Here is a 15,886-nt window from a genome sequence, read left to right as displayed (position 1 = left end):
GCCGGATTGCTCCGGCCTTTTCTTTTAACGGTGAACGCGATCTCTGGCGATGGCGAGAGATTTGAGCACCGCAAAGCATGCGGACCCTTCGACAAGCCCGAGCGAGGCGACCGAGCGCCGCGTGATCCGCGCCAAAAGGATCTCGCCGCCTGCATCTACATGCACCATCGCGCCGGGCCCATCCCCAAAGGCGATGGAGACCACTTTACCCTCAAGGATATTCAGCGCCGAAATGCCTGTGGGGCGCGCGTTCGCCAGCATCACATCATGCGCCAAGAGGCGGAGCTTGACCTCGGTTCCAATATCTTCGCGGATTTGCGGCACAAAGAGTGCGCCGGCTGGGTGAGCAAGCCGCGTGATCCCGTCGGTATCGTGTGCTGCGACTTTTGCAGTGAGAACGGCCCCCGTCTGGCGAAGCCCCAGAACGCGCATCGCCTTGGGGTCCAAGGCGACCTCGGCAAGGCTTCCTTGGCAGACAAGACGCCCCTGATCTATGACCGCCATACGGTCGGCAAGCCGCTGTGCCTCGTCCATGTCATGGGTGACGAGAACGACAGGCATTGAAAGCTCACTGCGGAGTGCCTCGATTTCTGCATAAAGGCTCTCGCGTGTCGGTCGATCCACCGCAGAAAAAGGCTCGTCAAGGAGGAGGACATCGGGTTTTCGGGCGAGTGCGCGAGCGATTGCGACACGCTGTTGTTGCCCGCCCGAGAGTTCGGCAGGCCGCCGTTCGGCCATGTCGCCAAGGCCCACAAGGTCGAGCAGGCGATTTGCTTCTTTCGTCGCATCCATGCCTTTCTCGTCGAGCGCGGCGCAGACATTCCCGCGTGCCGTCAGATGCGGGAAAAGCGCGTAATTCTGGAAAACCATTCCCACACGCCGCTTGTGTGGGGCCATATCGCGCCACTCTTTCCCTCTGACAGTGATCGTCGTCTCTTCGGGGTGATAGAGTCCCGCAATGCTCCGCAGCACCGTCGATTTACCTGATCCTGATGGGCCGACGAGCGCGAGGATTTGCCCTGCCTCGACCGAAAAAGAGAGGTCAAGCGGGATGGGCGCTTGGGCTTTGAGGCGAATGAAAAGCGTCATGACAAACGCCGCCCGATTTTGCGCGACATAAGGAATGTCAGCGTGATGGTCGTGACCGAAACCGCCAAGAGCACTGCCGACATTTCTGCGGCAGATCGGGCATCAAAGCTCTGGACCTTGTCATAGATCGAGATGGCGATGGTTTTGGTTTCACCCGGGATTGCGCCGCCCACCATCAGGACCACACCGAATTCCCCAAGGGTATGGGCGAAGGTCAGAACCGCGCCCGTCAGGACAGCGGGCCACGCAAGCGGGAGTTCGATCTTCCACAGGGTTTCAAGCGGCGACATGCCTGAACAGGCAGCCGCATCGCGAAGCTCTTGCGGCACGGCCTCAAAACCGCGCTGGATGGGCTGCATCGCAAAGGGGATGTTCACGATGATCGAGGCAAGCAGCAGCCCTTCGAAGGAGAAGGCCAGCGAATGACCGAAAACGGTTTGCCACAGCTCCCCGAGCGGAGAGCCTTTGCCAAACGCGGTCAGAAGATAGAACCCCAAGACCGTCGGAGGAAGCACGAGGGGAAGCGCGATAAGCGCCTCGATAACGGGGAGGCTCTTGCTCTTGCTAAGGGCAAGGCGTCGCCCGACGAAAACGGAAACAGGCACCAGAATAGCTGCGGTCAGAGCCGCGAGGAGGAGCGAGAGGTTCAGCGCCTGCCAGTCCATCATTCACTCTCGGGGACCGCAAAGCCATAGGAGACAAACACCTCCCGCGCCGCGTCGCTTTGAAGATAGGCGTAAAAAGCCTCTGCTTCGGCGGAGGCATCGGGCAGCAGAGCCATGCGCTGATGGAGCGGGGCGTGCCACTCTGCTGGGATCAAGGCAAAGTTGCTCTGTGCCTGCACTTCGGGCGTAAGCGCCAATGCATAAGCGACAATCCCGCCGTCGGTGTTCCCTGAAATGGCGAACTGGGTGGCTTGGCTCACGTTTTCGCCAAAGACCAGATGGTCTTGGATGTCGTCCCAAAGCCCTTGGTGTTCCAGCGCTTCTTGGGCGCGCATACCATAGGGGGCGTGCACGGGGCTTGCGATGGCAAAGCGGCCAAGCTCGCCTTGTTGGAGCGCGATGGCAAGAGTGGAAAGGTCAGCGCTAGCGGCCAAAGCGCCGTTCTTGGGGGTGAGCATAGCAAGGCGACCCGATGCATAGATGACCCCTTGGTCACGGGTGAGACCCTCTTCGGCAAGGCCTAGGATGAAGGCTTCATCCGCCGCCAGAAAAAGATCAAAGGGTGCGCCTTCGCGAATTTGGGCGGAAAAGTTACCCGTGGAGCCATAGGCAATCCGCAAGGCTTGGCCTGTTTGCGCCTCATAGGCCGTGGCAATGTCGTCGAGCGCGAATTTGAGCACCGATGCGGCGGCGATCAGCGGCTCTTGGGCCGATGTAATCACAGGCGTCGCCCAGAGGGCGAGACCTAACAGCGCGGGCGCGAGGGGCTTCATCTTGGCTCCTTTCGGGTTGCCTTGACCATATCGCCCCCCTGCGCCCGCGCAAGCTGTAATGCTCTGATCTGACTTAGCGTTTCGTCGCAACGCGCGCCGAGAGCGGGATCGCGAGCATCATCAGGGCCAGCAAGCCAAAGGCAAGCGGGAGGGTGATGATTTGCGCCGCAAAGCCGATAATTGCAGGGCCCATGAGGATGCCTGCATAGCCCGTGGTTGTTACTGAAGCGATGGCCATCCCTGCCGGCATGATCTTTTGCTTGCCCGCCGCCGAGAAAAGAACAGGCACGATGTTCGCCGCCCCGATCCCGACAAGGAGAAAGCCCGCGAGCGAGGCGATCGGCCAAGGCATGAGAACCGTCATGGCCAGCCCCACAGCGGTCAAAAGGCCCCCAAGAAGCAGAATGCGGAACCCGCCGAGCGCGGCGACCACTTTGTCCCCTGTGAGACGGCCGATCACCATCGCGATCGAGAAGAGGATATAGGCGGTGCCAGCCTGTTCGACAGGTGTAATCTGGCGTTCGACAAGAAGCAGAGCGCTCCAATCGAGGATTGCGCCTTCGACGAGGAAGGTGATCGCCGTCAGCGCAGCCAAGAGAACGACGATCCCCTTGGGAAGAGCAAATGGCACGGGATCACCGCCCTTTGCCTTGAGGAAGCGCGGCGCGGCGAAGGCCATGACCGCAAATGTGATTGCCCCGCCGACGAGGATGGCGACTTGGGCTTCGACCCCGCGAGACAGAAGATAGGTGATGAGCGTAGCCCCAGCAAAGCCGCCGATGCTGAATTGGGCATGAAAGCCCGACATCAAAGGCCGATCTTCTGTGTTCTCGACTTCGACCGCGTGAATGTTCATCGACACGTCGATGGTGCCCAAGAAGGCGCCGATAAAGAGAAGAAGGGTCGCCAAGAGCCAAAGGCTCTGTGCTGCAATCAGAAACGGCAGAGCAAGCGCAAGTCCGAACCCACCGATCAGGATCATCGGCTTGGCACCGCTGCGCGCGGCAAGCCATCCCGTCAAGGGCATCGCAATGAGAGAGCCGATCCCGATGCAGAGCAATAAGAGGCCCAAAGTCGCTTCGTCCGCGCCGATGTTTTCCTTGGCAAAAGGAATAAGAGGGGCCCAACAGGCCATTGCAAAGCCCGCTGCGAAAAACGCAAGCCGCGTGGCAAGACGCGCAGGGGCAGTTGCTGAGTAATCAGGCATTTTTTGCAGCTTTCAGAGTTATTTCGAAAGAAGTCGCGTCACCATCTCGGTGGTGTCGCGGCTCAGGTTCGGTGTGGATTTGATGCGCGTCAGAGCCGCTTCGGCCTTTGCCTTGCGGTCCTCATCGTAGCGGGTCCAGCTTTGGAACGAGCCCGAAACCCGCGCAGTGGTCTGCGGGTTCACAGGATCGAGCTTGATCAGCCAGTCCGCAAGAAGGTCATAGCCCGATCCGTCTATGGCGTTGAAGCCCGCGTGGTTCATGGCCAAAGCGCCGAAAACGGCGCGGAAGCGGTTCGGGTTTTTCCAATCGAATTTTTTGTGGCGCGCCAGATTGCGTGCGATGGCCACGGCGTCCGCGGGATTGGCACAGGCGACTTGGGCACGGAACCACATATCCATCACAAGGCGGTCGTCTTTCCAGCTGTCTGCAAAACTCAAAAGCTCTTCCTGCCCTGCGTCGATACGAAGAAGCGCGCAAAGTGCCTCGTATTCCTGGGTCATGTTGTCGGCACCCGCAAACTGCGAGGTTGCAGCCGCACCGCCATCCACAAGGCTGATGAAGTTGAGCGCCGCATTTGTGAGCGCGCGCTTGCCCGCCTGCTCCGCTGAAGGCGCATAGGGTCCATGGACCTGATGGATCAGATAGATGTTGGACAGTTCGATCAAAGCATGTTGGGCAATCGAGAGCCTGAAAGCTTCGCGCTGTTCATGGATAAGATCGGGATCAGGCACAACGCCACGCGCGGCAAGTGCGATTGAGAGCGCCTCTTCCGTCGGAAGAGCAAGGAGTTTGGCGCGGAAGGCGGGATCGAGGGACTCGTCGCGCAGCGCACGGCGGAGCGCATCGATATACCCTTTGTCGTCGGTGTCCCCGCTCTCGATCATGGCCAAAAGCACGTCACGGGCAAGCAGCTGGCCCGCTTCCCATTTGTTGAACGGGTCGGTGTCATGGGCGAGTAGGAAGGCCTGTTCCTCGGCGGACTGTTCGCGTTCAAGGATCACAGGTGCCGAAAAATCCCGAAGGATCGACGGGATCGGGCGAGAGCCGAGCCCGCTAAAGCTAAAGCTCTGTTCGGCTTGGGTCAGTTCGAGGATTTGGGTCGGGACGACTTCGTCACCGTTCGCCCCCAAAAGCCCGACCGCCACGGGGATCACCAGCGGCACTTTGTTCGGTTGACCGGGTGTCGGGAGCGTTTCTTGGGCGATGTGGAGCGTAAAGGTGGCGTCGTTCCACTCTTCACGGATCTTGAGACGGGGCGTGCCGGCTTGCGAATACCAGAGCTTGAATTGGCTCAGATCGCGGCCTGTCGCATCCTCGAAGACCTTGATCCAGTCTTCGATGGTGGCCGCGTCCCCGTCATGGCGGTCGAAATAGAGATCGAGCGCTTTGGCATACCCTTCGTCACCGACAAGCCGCTTGAGCATCCCGATGATTTCCGCACCCTTTTCATAGACGGTCACGGTGTAGAAATTGTTGATCTCGACAAAGCTCTCGGGGCGGACGGGATGGGCGAGGGGGCCTGCGTCCTCTTTGAATTGATTGCTGCGCAAAAGCTGGGCATCGTCGATCCGTTTGACCGCGTGGCTGCGCATGTCGCCTGTAAATTGCTGATCGCGGAAAACGGTCAAACCTTCCTTGAGGCAAAGCTGGAACCAGTCGCGGCAAGTGATGCGGTTACCCGTCCAATTGTGGAAATACTCGTGCGCGACGATGGCTTCGATCCGTTCGAAGGTCGCATCTGTCGATGTGGCAGGGCTGGCCAGAACGCAGGAGGAGTTGAAAATGTTCAACCCTTTGTTTTCCATGGCGCCCATGTTGAAATCATCCACCGCAACGATGTTGAAGATATCAAGATCGTATTCGCGGCCATAGACCTCTTCGTCCCATTTCATCGACCGTTTGAGGGCGTCGATCCCGAAGGCGCATTTGCCGATGTCGTCCTTGCGCACCCAGATGTTCAACTCGACCTCTTTGCCCGACATCGTTGTGAATGTGTCGGGATGGTTCACAAGATCGCCTGCGACCAGCGCGAAAAGATACGCGGGTTTGGGCCAAGGATCGTGCCACTCGGCAAAGCCGTCGCCCATCGCGCCCTTGTTCCCGTTCGAGAGAAGAACAGGCATATCGCTTTCGATCCGAACGGAGAACGGCGCGAGCACATCGGGACGATCGGGATAGAATGTGATCTTGCGAAAGCCCTCGGCCTCGCATTGGGTCGAATACATGCCCCCCGACATATAAAGCCCCTCGAGCGCCGTGTTGCCAGCGGGATCGATTTCAACCTCGGCTTCCCAAATGAACGGAGCATCGGGAACATCCGCTTTGATCCCGCCTTCGACGACTTCGGGCGTGATGCTCTTGCCGTCGATCTTGGCCGAAATCAGTTTGAGCTGCTCGCCATGGAGAAAGAAGTCGCGGCTTTGGGATGCGGGGTTTGGCTTGAAGGAAATTTTGCTCAGCACCCGCGTGGCGCTTGGCGCAAGACGAAAGGTCAGATCTACCTTCTCCACCAGATAGGCGGGCGGCGTATAGTCTTTGAGATAGATCGTCTGGGGGCTTGCGTCTTTCACAGTCGTCTCCGTCTGGTATCATTGATTGGGCCGACGTTATGGCCGCCTCGGTGATGCCGCAAGACGCGAGAGAGCGCTAACAACAAAATATTTCCTTGTCCTACCAAAGCGTGAGCCTAGCTCTGGCGACATGGGAAAGATGATCAAGAAATCCGATTTGCCGACAAAGCTTTGTCCGAGCTGCGGGCGTCCTTTTACCTGGCGCAAGAAATGGGCCAAGGTGTGGGACGAGGTCCGCTATTGCTCGGACAAATGTCGGGGCCTGCGCAAGGGCAAGAGCTAGGCGCCGATAAAGGCCGCGAGCTTGGATAGTGTCGTCTGGCCCATCTCTTCGGCTTTGTAATCCTTGGCCGCCTGAAGCGCCTCGAGCGAGGGGAAAACCACCGAATGGGTGAGCCGGGTGCCGCTGCCCTCGGGGGTCATCAGCACCGTCACTTCCATCGGAGCGGCGTCGTTGTCGCCATCATCCATCATGAATTCGATCCGCTCGTTCGGAACGATCCGCGTATAGCGATGGCGGTTATGAAACCGCATCCCAAGCCCCACCATCTCGAAAATCCATTGGCCGCCTTCGCGAAGGTCGATCTCGACCGTTTCACAGTGGAACCCCTCGGGGCCAAACCACTGCGGTATTGCTTCGGGATCGGTCCAAGCCGCGAAAACCACGTCACAAGGCGCTTCAAAACGCCTTGTCAGTGTCATGGTGCGCGCGGTGCTCATGCACGTTCCGCCAACAAGGTCTGGGCGTATTCGACGAGCTGGTCGACGACCGTGCCCCAACCGTCATAAAAGCCCATCTGCTCGTGTTGTTTGGCAGTGTCGGCCGAGCGGTGACGGGCAATCGCGGTATAGTCGCAAGTGCCGTCCCCATGATCCTTGAGAAGCAGGATCGCTGTCATGAACGGTTCCGCTGCGGGCTTCCAACCTTCGGAATAAGTATCTGTAAAGACCAGTTTTTCGTTCGGCACGACTTCGAGGTAGACCCCGTTGTTTTCCATTACATTGCCGTCGACATCAAAGGTCGTATTGAAACGTCCGCCCACGCGCACATCGAGTTCGGCGCTCGTCACCTTGTGGGGACGGGGGACGAAGAAATTCTTGATATGCTCGGGCTGGGTCCAGCATTCGTAGACGAGCGCCGCAGGCACGGGAAGGGTGCGGGTAAAGTGGAGGTCGGTTTCAGGATTGAGGTCCATTCTGGCGCTCTTTCATAAGGTTGATAACATAGTCTTCAAATCGATCGAGCCGCGCTTCCCAAAGGTTCCTTTGTTCATCGAGCCAATCGGTGGCGGGCCCCATAGCCTCGGGGTTGAGAGCACAGGTTCTCACACGCCCCTGCTTCTCCGAGGTGATCAATCCGGCGTCTTCGAGCTTGCGCAGGTGTCCCATAAAGCTCGGTAGGCTGATGTCATAATCTTCGGCAAGTTCGGTCACACTCGCGGGGCCTTGGCCAAGTCGCGCAAGGATTCCGCGACGCGTCGGATCGCCCAAAGCGGTGAAAATGACATCGAGCGAGGAATCATACTTAGCCATGTAGCTAAGTTTTCATGCTTTGTGACTTTCGGCAACACATAGTTGGGAACCTGCCGAAGTTTTCATCACGAACGCGGCGGCGCCAAACTCTCTGTGACCCTGCGGCGCTGGGGCTTTCCAATGCGTTGGTGACGCGTTACTTTTGACCAAGAGCAAGGAGAAACGAGCAAATGCGCCCAGTCGTCGGCATCATCGGGAACGCTACGCTGATCAATGAAGAATACGAGACCCACGCAGGCGGAACCATGAATTCCTGCGCAGTGTCCAACGTTTCGAAATGCCTGCCGATGATCATTCCTGCGGACCCTTCGATCGTTTCGGTCGAGGAACTGCTTGAAACCTGTGATGGATTTTTGCTGACCGGCGGTCGGCCCAACGTTCATCCCGAGGAATACGGCGAAGAGGAAACGCCTGCCCACGGGATCTTTGACCGGAGCCGCGATGCGATCACGCTTCCCTTGGTGCGGGCCTGTGTTGAACGCGGGCAACCGTTTTTGGGTGTTTGCCGTGGGTTTCAGGAAGTGAACGTCGCTATGGGCGGCTCACTCTATCCCGAAATTCGTGACCTTCCGGGACGCGACAATCACAGAATGCCGCCCGATGGCACGCTCGAAGAAAAATTCGCGCTTCGCCATATCGTCACGCTGACCGAAAACGGGCCGTTCCATTCCCTGTTCGGTGCGCGCGAGGTGTTGACCAACACGTTGCACGGGCAGGGGATCAAAGTCGCAGGGGCACGCGTCGTGATCGACGGCTATGCACCCGACGGCACGCCCGAGGCGCTCTATATCAAGGATGCACCCGGATTTACGATGTCGGTTCAGTGGCATCCCGAGTGGAATGCCGCGAATGATCCCGTCTCGCGCCCGCTGTTTGAAGCGTTCGGCAAGGCAACGTATGAATTTGCCGCCAAGCGCCGCGCACGGGATTACGCAAGGGCTGTCTAGATCAACAGGGTTGCTTCGTGCTGTCGTAGGCAGCGCCGCGCCGTCTGACCATAGGATGACGGAAGGCTTCTAAGCTCTGGGAATATCTGGAAAAGCTCGTCGCGGGCCTGATCCGTGATCCCCGAAATCGAACTTTCACCGGGGTGAAAACTCTCGGTCGCCGCGCCTTCGGCATAGATCACTTCGTGACGGTCAAAGAGCATGTGCACGTAAGTGACTTCTTTGAGCGTTTCCTCGATGATATCAACGCCATCCACAAGGTGCCGCGCAGATACGAGAACTTCGCGCTCTCCGAAAAGAAGCTCGGCCTTATAGCCTTGGAACAGAATCCTGTGCTGTGGCGAGACGATGAGGTCGCGTTGCTGCCCGTCCATCACGCCTTTGCGGATGCGGATCGGTCCGAGATTGTTCAGCGCGGGCACTTTTCGACTTTGGATCCAGCGTATCGGTTGGGGGCCGTGGTCCCGCGTTATCACATAGTCCCCGACCTTGAGCGTTTCGATCGCTCGGGGGCCGCGGGGTGTTGCAATCAGGGTGCCCGGCACGAAGCAGATGATATTCTCGATCTCGTTGAAATAGAGGATCGAGCCGTTGTCGAGCATGATCGAGCCCGACAACCCCGCAGCATTGTCATTCGGATTGGTGATCGTAAGCGTCGACATATCGGCCCAAAAGCCGAGCTGGAGCGTGTCGCCGTTGGTCTCGCCGCCTTCGCCGCCATAGATGGTCGTCGCAAAGTTACCCGTTTCGTCCGTGCCGTCGTAGATGAAGAGATCATCCCCATCCGATCCATCGACATAGTCGCCTTCGCCGAAGTGGACTTCGTCGTTGCCGAGTTCGCTATAGATCGAGTCGAAGCCGACACCTGCGTAGATCGTGTCACCGGCGGCAGTGCCGTAGATAAAGTCATTGCCAGCGCCACCGTAGATCGTTGCAGCGTCATTAGTCGCGGCTTGGTCCGTATCGTCGATAAAATCGTTGCCGTCACCACCATAGACGAGGTCGCCGCCCGCGCCGTAATTGATCCAGTCGTTGCCTGTGCCGCCGTCGATGCTGTCGGCACCTTCTCCGCCGTAAATCGTATCGGCTTCCGAGCCGCCTTCGATCCTGTCGGCGCCATCGCCGCCATAGAGGATGTCATTGCCGCTCGCGCCGTAAAGCGTGTCGATGCCGGCACCGCCATAGACCGTATCTTCGCCGTTGCCAGCGTAAACGGTATCGTTGCCGTTACCCGCATCGATGTAATCGTTGCCGCTGTCGCCGAAGATGGTGTCGTTGTCGTCGCCGCCGTAAAGCGAGTCGCCGCCCGAGCTACCGGCAATAAAGTCATTGCCCGTGCCGCCATAGACAGTGCTCGCATCGGGGGTGGAGTCCTCCCCACCCAAATCGTCGATAAAGTCATCGCCCGCACCGCCATAGACGATGTCGTTGCCGAAGCCGTAATTGATGCTGTCGTTGCCATCGCCACCGTAAATGGTGTCGTTGCCGCCATCGCCAAAGATCTGGTCCGCGCCAAGCCCGCCGTCGATGACGTCGTTCCCGTTGCCGCCATAAATCGTATCGGCGGCATCCGTGGCGGGATAGAGCGAGTTGTAATAGACGTCGGTGAGCCAGACGCCTTGGAAGCCGACGCCGACGTTTCTGAATTCGACGACAACGCGATGGACGGGGCCCGCAATTTCGACAAGGACCGAGCCGCCTACGGTATTGGGATCGTCTACCGCATCATTCGCTGTGACGGTGTTGCCGTTGGTCAGAACATCCGCGCCGCCGAGCGTGAGGTTGACGGGGACCGGATTGTTGTTGGCGTCGTACGCGTAGACGATGATCTGGTCGCGGTGATCCAGACTTTCCCAGTCGACGTCGTTGATCCGGAAATTGACGTTCGCAACTTCGTTCGTGACCCCGCTGCCGCTGTCCGCGTTGAAGGTCAGCGTCGAGCGGGAGGTCGTGGTGTTCGTATTGGTGAGCGCGTCACCGTCAAGGCGAAGGCTAGAGTTCTGGTTATAGGGCTGCGCGCCGACATATTGCTGGGTTGTGTCGATGACGGCATCATCGAGTAGCCCGCCGTTGCTGTCCTCATAGGAGAAGGTAACGCGGATATTGCCAGTATCTTGGGTAAAGCCGCCCGTCACCGAACCCGACTGGAGGTTCCATGCAAGGTGCTCGGTCGCGCCTACGTCATAACCGCCGCCGTAAAGTGCGTCGTCGCCATCGCCGCCACTGATGCTGTCGGACCCGCTCCCGCCGAAGACGGTATCGGTGTCGGCCCCTGCGTCGATCGTATCGCTCCCGCCGTCCCCGAAGAGGACATCGTTACCTGCACTTCCGAAGATCGTGTCATTCTCGGTGCCGCCTGAAACAAAGTCATTGCCGGATTCCGCATCAAGGGTATCGGCGCCCGATCCCCCAAAAATGACGTCGCCGCCGTCCCCTGTGAGGACCGTATCGTTCCCGCCGTTGGCATAGATCGTGTCTTTGCCCGAGTTAATCCCGCTGACGTCGCCATCCCCGAAAATAAAGGCACTGTCGTTGTCGTCGGTATAGGTCTCGTCGCTGGCCGAACCTTCATAAAGTTGGAACGTGGGAGAGGGAGCGGTGCCGACCTGAAAGTTGATCGCGCCAAACGGCGGGTTGCTGTCGGGGACGAAATAGACCTCGAGATCGGTGCCGAGATAGTAGGTGCCCGTGACCGACTGCGGAAAGAAATAGAAATAGCTAAGGGTGCCGCTGCCGATGGTGGAATAGGATGTAAAACTGGAGGTGCTCGCGGTCGATGAGTCCCCCGAGTTGAGTTCTCGGTTGCTCCCAAGTGTTATCCGATACCCGTTTGGCATCCAAATCTCCATTGCAATGGCGACTCAATGCGCATGAGTGCCACCAGTAATTACTTTGGTGAATTGGTAGCTGGCCCGCGTGTTGCGACTTGGGCCTAAATGTGACCAATTTAAGAATACTAAACTGGTAACGGGTCGATTGTTCTCGGTTTTAGGGCTCAGACTTCCTTAAGCTAGAAAATCGAAGGATTTTACGAGAGGGAGTTCACGAGGTCTTTCCCCCGTCAGGTCGAACACGGCATTCGCAAGCGCAGCGATCGAGGGTGGCGTTCCGGGTTCGCCGATCCCGCTGACGATCGGTTTGTTCTGAAGGATTTCAACTTCGAAACTCGGTGCGGTATGCATCCGCAAAAGCTCGTAGTCATAGAAATTCGACTGCTCGACTGCCCCTTCGGCAATTGTGATTTCGCCGAAAATGGCAGCGCTGAGACCGAAAATCGCGCCGCCTGTCAGTTGGGCTTTGATGATCGAGGGGTCCAGTGCAACGCCCACATCACAGGCCATCCAGACTTTGTTGAGGCGGATTTTGCCACCCTGATCGACGATCTCGACGACTGTGGCGACGGGGGTTTCGAACGAGCTGGTAAAGGCGACACCGCGCCCGACCCCTTGGGGGGTCTGACCCGTCCAGCCGCACATTTCACCAACCTTTTCGAGCACCTTGCGAGAGGGCTCGTGTTCGTCACCCATCGCCGCAAGTCGGAAGGCAAGCGGATCGGCGCCCGCAGCATGCGCCATTTCATCCATGAAGCTGTCGAACATAAAGCCGTTGAAGGACGCACTCACTGAGCGCCAGAACCCGACAGGGAGCCGAGCGTCCGCGATATGGGTGCCGAAGCGATAGTTCGGGATGGCATAGGGCTGATCGAAACCGCCGGCCCCGAGTTCTTTGTCAGGACCGACTGGGTCCTGTCCCATCCATCGCTTCATCGCTTGTTGCGATGCCGAAGGCGCTGCAACGCGGCCATCGAGAAGAACGGCGGCTCCGTCCTTGACCACACCGCGATAGCGTCCGATTGCGGCGGGGCGATAGAAATCGTGACGCATGTCCTCTTCACGCGACCATGTGACCTGAACCGGAACATCGGGCACTTCGCGGGCCACGCGCGCGGCAATTACGGCAAAGTCGGTTTCACCGCGACGTCCAAAACCGCCGCCCATGAGGGTGGTGTTCACGGTCACCTGACTTGCGTCGAGCCCGACAGCGGCAGCGGCATTGCGCTGGACAAGAACGGGACCCTGATTGCCGCACCAGATGGTGAGCGCATCGCCCGTATAGAGCGCGGTTGCGTTCAGAGGTTCCATCGTGGCGTGGGCGAGATAGGGCACACGGTATTCGGCTGTGACTTCGATCCCGTCCTGCGCCTTTTCGACATTGCCTTCATCGCGCGTGATGTCGGCCTCGGTTCCGAACGCGGCTTCGATTTGAGCAAAGGCGTTCTCGGTGCTTTGCGAATGGGTCGCATCGTCCCACACAATCTCGACCGCTTCGGCCGCCTGGATGCAGAGCCAGGTGTTCGAGCCGATGACCGCAATGCCGTCGCCAAGGTCGATGATCTGTTCGACACCATCCATCAAGATCGCGTCGCTGGCATCAAAGGAAAGCATCTTGCCCCGTTTCGGGCTCATGCGGACTGTGGCGAATTTCATGCCTTCAAGCCGCACATCCACGCCAAAGGTCGCCGTGCCTGTGGATTTGCCGATCATGTCGGTGCGGGGCATGGACTTGCCCAGATATTTCCAATCCGATGCGGGTCGCAGTTCGACCTTGGGTGGTTCGATCTGCGCGGCCTCTACCGCGAGCGAGGCATAGGACAGCAGCGTGCCGTCTGGCGCAATCACGTTCCCGTTTTCCGTCTTGAGCGAAGAGACATCGACGCCAAGCCGTTTGGCCGCAGCAAGTTTGAGCGTTTCGCGGGCCGTCGCGCCCGCCTCGCGAAAGCGTTCATAGGCATCGGCGGTCGAGGTGGAGCCGCCCGTAACCTGAAGGCTGACAAGCTTGCCGGCTTGGCCCACGAATTGGCGCATATCCTCTTTGATCGGTCCGACCTTGTAATCAAGGAAGGGGAGCGCCTTGCCGAGAAGCGCCCCGTTGTAATAGGCCGCTGCCCCCGGACCATGCATGACGCGGATGTCCTGCCATGCCACATCGAGTTCTTCTGCGATCAGTGCAGGAAGGGTGGTGTGCACGCCTTGGCCCATTTCGGCGCGCGGCGCGATCAGTGTCACGCCGTCTTCGTTGATGATGACAAAGGGATTGAGCGCGGTCGCCCCCTCGCGAGAGACCAGCGGGTTCTTGGGGTCTTGTTCAAGTTTATAGACACCAAAGGCGACCCCGCCCACAACGGCGGCCGATCCGATCAGAAATGTGCGACGCGCGATTTTCTTGAGGCTCGCCATGGCTTAGGCTCCCTTCATCTTGGATGCGGCGTCATGGATGGCGGCGCGGATACGGGGATAGGTGCCGCAGCGGCAGAGGTTGCCCTGCATGGCATCGTCGATATCGTCGTCGGTCGGCTCGGGGTTGCTGGCCAAAAGAGCGGCGGCCTGCATGATCTGGCCCGACTGGCAATAACCGCATTGCGCAACCTGATGATCGACCCACGCACGCTGCAGGATCGAGAGGTTTTCAGGGGTTCCCATGCCTTCGATCGTGGTGACTTCGCCCCAAACATCGGCCAATGCGACTTGGCAGGACCGCACCGCTTCGCCGTCGATCTGCACCGTGCACGCGCCGCATGCGGCCACACCGCAACCGAATTTGGTGCCCGTGAGGCCGATTTCATCCCTAAGAACCCAAAGCAGGGGCACGTTGTCGGGAAGCTCGACGCTATGTCGTTTGCCATTAATCGTCAGAGTTGTAGCCATGCTGTCCTCCACGGGGCGCAATTCGTTTGGTCATAAAGATAGGGCCTCGGCGACGAAAAGGAAGATATCACCGTGGTGGTTTACGTTGGGAAACGCTTACGTCACCGCAGCGCGAACCTGAAATTCTGGGCGTTCATAGAGCTTTTCTTTCATCACTGCGGCGATCTTTTCGACAGCGAGATCGACGTCCTGTTCGTCGATATAGAGCGGGGTAAAACCGAACCGCATGATGTCGGGGGCGCGAAAATCGCCGATCACTCCTTGGGCGATGGTTGCCTGCATTGCGGCATATCCATGGGGATGCGCAAAGGACACCTGACTGCCGCGCATGGCATGGTCGCGCGGGGTTTGCAGCAGAAGATCGGGGCAGGCGGCTTCGATCCCGTGGATGAACCGATCCGTGAGCGCAAGCGATTGCGCTCTTAGGGCGTCCATGTCGACCTCGTCCCAGATATCGAGCGCGGCTTCTAGCGCAGCAAAAGCAAGAATGGGCGGTGTGCCGACCCGCATCCGTTCGATACCATCGCCAGCGCGATAGTCCTGTTCAAAGGCAAAGGGCGCGCGGTGGCCAAGCCATCCCGAAAGGGCGGGACGCGCGGTTTGGGCGTGACGCGGCGCGACATAGATGAATGCGGGCGCACCCGGTCCTGCGTTGAGATATTTATAGGTGCATCCTACGGCGAAATCCGCCCCTGCTGCGGCCAGTTCGACAGGGAATGCACCGGCAGAGTGTGCAAGATCCCAGATGGTCAGAGCACCGACCTCGTGCGCTTTTGCCGTCAAAGCCGCCATGTCGTGCTTGCGGCCTGTGCGGTAATCCACTTCGGTGATCAGGGTGACGGCGACCTCGGGCGTGATATGGGCCTCGATGTCTTCGGGGGCGACGACCCTAAGTTCGTGACCACGGCCAAGCGATGCGATCAGTCCTTGCGCCATATAAAGATCGGAAGGAAAGTTGCCGCTGTCGCTCAGTATCACCTTGCGGTCGGGACGCATTTCGAGTGCGGAGGCAAGCGCCTGGTAAACCTTGATCGAGAGAGTATCCCCCAGAACCACGTGACCTTCTTCTGCCCCGATCAAGCGCCCGATCCGATCCCCGAGCGCTTTGGGCTTGTCCATCCACCCCGCACGGTTCCAACCCGTGATGAGCATATCGCCCCACTCGTCGCGCATGGTCCGCGTCATGCAGGCTTCGGCATTCTTGGGAAGGGGGCCGAGCGAGTTTCCGTCGAGATAGATCATCCCGTCCGGAAGGTGGAACATCTCTTTGCGCGCTTTGAAATTCGACATTGTAGTCTCCTGCTTTGAGGTGCAGCTTAGTCCGTGGTTCGGCGCTGTCCAGATCGGCGGCGGGATAACGATTTGACCGTTTTAGGTCGCATTTGGAAGGGACGTT

The 15,886-nt window shown here is 58.9% G+C and carries 14 protein-coding genes; 2 read left to right on the top strand and 12 right to left on the bottom strand.

Annotation, left to right across the window (positions count from 1 at the left end; translation table 11 throughout):
• Nucleotides 1-24: 24 nt before the first annotated feature.
• From modC to pepN, 5 genes are all read right to left on the bottom strand, one after another.
• Nucleotides 25-1,089 (bottom strand): molybdenum ABC transporter ATP-binding protein, encoded by a 1,065-nt coding sequence (modC, locus tag QQG91_RS09615; protein WP_285770011.1) that lies wholly within the window; start codon nucleotides 1,087-1,089, stop codon nucleotides 25-27.
• On the bottom strand, nucleotides 1,086-1,757 hold the full coding sequence (modB, locus tag QQG91_RS09610; RefSeq protein ID WP_285770010.1) for a molybdate ABC transporter permease subunit: 672 nt from the start codon (nucleotides 1,755-1,757) through the stop codon (nucleotides 1,086-1,088). Before modB ends, modC begins: the two co-directional genes overlap by 4 nt.
• Complete coding sequence (modA, locus tag QQG91_RS09605; RefSeq protein ID WP_285770009.1) at nucleotides 1,754-2,527, bottom strand: molybdate ABC transporter substrate-binding protein; 774 nt, start codon at nucleotides 2,525-2,527, stop codon at nucleotides 1,754-1,756. The genes modB and modA overlap by 4 nt, the downstream gene beginning before the upstream one ends.
• Nucleotides 2,528-2,600: 73 nt before the next feature.
• Nucleotides 2,601-3,734 (bottom strand): MFS transporter, encoded by a 1,134-nt coding sequence (locus QQG91_RS09600; protein ID WP_285770008.1) that lies wholly within the window; start codon nucleotides 3,732-3,734, stop codon nucleotides 2,601-2,603.
• A gap of 18 nt (nucleotides 3,735-3,752) precedes the next feature.
• On the bottom strand, nucleotides 3,753-6,305 hold the full coding sequence (pepN, locus tag QQG91_RS09595) for an aminopeptidase N (protein WP_285770007.1): 2,553 nt from the start codon (nucleotides 6,303-6,305) through the stop codon (nucleotides 3,753-3,755).
• Nucleotides 6,306-6,435: 130 nt separating this feature from the next.
• Between pepN and QQG91_RS09590 the strand changes: the two genes are divergently transcribed.
• The gene (locus QQG91_RS09590; protein WP_285770006.1) at nucleotides 6,436-6,588 is read left to right on the top strand and encodes a DUF2256 domain-containing protein; all 153 of its coding nucleotides are present in this window, start codon (nucleotides 6,436-6,438) and stop codon (nucleotides 6,586-6,588) included.
• Here QQG91_RS09590 and QQG91_RS09585 read toward each other — a convergent pair.
• From QQG91_RS09585 to QQG91_RS09575, 3 genes are read right to left on the bottom strand one after another with little or no spacing between them, the layout of a single operon-like run.
• Nucleotides 6,585-7,025: an SRPBCC domain-containing protein gene (locus QQG91_RS09585; protein ID WP_285770005.1), complete on the bottom strand. Its 441-nt coding sequence runs from the start codon at nucleotides 7,023-7,025 to the stop codon at nucleotides 6,585-6,587. The genes QQG91_RS09590 and QQG91_RS09585 overlap by 4 nt on opposite strands.
• Nucleotides 7,022-7,501 (bottom strand): SRPBCC family protein, encoded by a 480-nt coding sequence (locus tag QQG91_RS09580; RefSeq protein WP_285770004.1) that lies wholly within the window; start codon nucleotides 7,499-7,501, stop codon nucleotides 7,022-7,024. The genes QQG91_RS09585 and QQG91_RS09580 overlap by 4 nt, the downstream gene beginning before the upstream one ends.
• A complete protein-coding gene (locus QQG91_RS09575; protein WP_285770003.1) occupies nucleotides 7,485-7,838 on the bottom strand; it encodes an ArsR/SmtB family transcription factor in 354 nt (117 codons plus the stop codon). Before QQG91_RS09575 ends, QQG91_RS09580 begins: the two co-directional genes overlap by 17 nt.
• A 170-nt stretch (nucleotides 7,839-8,008) precedes the next feature.
• On the opposite strand from QQG91_RS09575, the gene QQG91_RS09570 reads away from it, so the two are divergent.
• Nucleotides 8,009-8,785, top strand: a complete 777-nt coding sequence (locus QQG91_RS09570) for a gamma-glutamyl-gamma-aminobutyrate hydrolase family protein (RefSeq protein WP_285770002.1) — start codon at nucleotides 8,009-8,011, stop codon at nucleotides 8,783-8,785.
• Here QQG91_RS09570 and QQG91_RS09565 read toward each other — a convergent pair.
• The 4 genes from QQG91_RS09565 to kynU form a co-directional block, all read right to left on the bottom strand.
• Entirely contained in the window at nucleotides 8,782-11,622 is a 2,841-nt protein-coding gene (locus QQG91_RS09565) for a Hint domain-containing protein (RefSeq protein WP_285770001.1), read from the bottom strand. The genes QQG91_RS09570 and QQG91_RS09565 overlap by 4 nt on opposite strands.
• A gap of 168 nt (nucleotides 11,623-11,790) precedes the next feature.
• The gene (locus QQG91_RS09560; RefSeq protein ID WP_285770000.1) at nucleotides 11,791-14,022 is read right to left on the bottom strand and encodes a xanthine dehydrogenase family protein molybdopterin-binding subunit; all 2,232 of its coding nucleotides are present in this window, start codon (nucleotides 14,020-14,022) and stop codon (nucleotides 11,791-11,793) included.
• A gap of 3 nt (nucleotides 14,023-14,025) precedes the next feature.
• A complete protein-coding gene (locus tag QQG91_RS09555) occupies nucleotides 14,026-14,490 on the bottom strand; it encodes a (2Fe-2S)-binding protein (RefSeq protein ID WP_285769999.1) in 465 nt (154 codons plus the stop codon).
• Nucleotides 14,491-14,586: 96 nt separating this feature from the next.
• Complete coding sequence (gene kynU, locus QQG91_RS09550; RefSeq protein WP_285769998.1) at nucleotides 14,587-15,780, bottom strand: kynureninase; 1,194 nt, start codon at nucleotides 15,778-15,780, stop codon at nucleotides 14,587-14,589.
• Between the last annotated feature and the right edge of the window lie 106 nt (nucleotides 15,781-15,886).

The organism is Marivivens sp. LCG002 (assembly GCF_030264275.1).
In the GTDB taxonomy this organism is placed as follows: domain Bacteria; phylum Pseudomonadota; class Alphaproteobacteria; order Rhodobacterales; family Rhodobacteraceae; genus Marivivens.
This window is presented reverse-complemented; position numbering and strand designations above follow the sequence as displayed.